This is a genomic window from Streptomyces sp. SID11385, assembly GCF_010548245.1.
Taxonomy (GTDB): domain Bacteria; phylum Actinomycetota; class Actinomycetes; order Streptomycetales; family Streptomycetaceae; genus Streptomyces.
Genome location: NZ_JAAGLR010000898.1, coordinates 1 through 555, shown reverse-complemented (window position 1 = coordinate 555; position 555 = coordinate 1). Strand labels below are relative to the sequence as shown.

Genomic DNA, 555 nt, shown 5'->3' with positions numbered 1-555 from the left:
GCCGCACGGCCGCGCGCCAGGAGCGGCGGCGCGAGCACGGCTGAGCTGCGCGGGCGCCTCCAGCCTTTCGCGTACGAGGACAGCCGCGGCGAGCGCGCGGGCCCGGCCCGGTCGGAGAACCACCGTGCCGGGGGCCGGGCCCGGCCGCACGACAGCCGTGGCAAGGCACGTCCCGGCCGCCCCTCCCGCACGACAACCGTGCCCCCCGCATGCGGAGGGCGCGGACCGTCCGGTCCGCGCCCTGGTGCCACGACGTGTGCGGTGGTCTCAGGCCCCCATGGCCTGGCGCAGGCCGCCGACGTCGAGCTGTTCCGTCTCGTCGTGCGCCGTGAGGTCGATGACCTCCTCCGTCGCGGCGGCCTCGGCCGCCTCCTCGCCCACGACGTCGGCGAGGTCGGCCTGCTGCACGGCCTCGCGGACGGCGGCGGGGACCTCGGCGGGGTGGGCGCCGTGCGTGCCGAAGAAGTCGAAGCTTCCCTGCGGGACCGGGCGGCGCGGGGCCGGGGCCGGGCCGAAGGCCGAAGCGGCGGCGATCTGGCGGCGGGCCGGCGGGAG

General features: G+C 79.3%; 1 pseudogene. It reads right to left on the bottom strand.

The features are described 5' to 3' along the window. Positions 1–267: 267 nt before the first annotated feature. Positions 268–555, bottom strand: a pseudogene (locus tag G3I42_RS27375) (hypothetical protein); the annotation flags it as partial.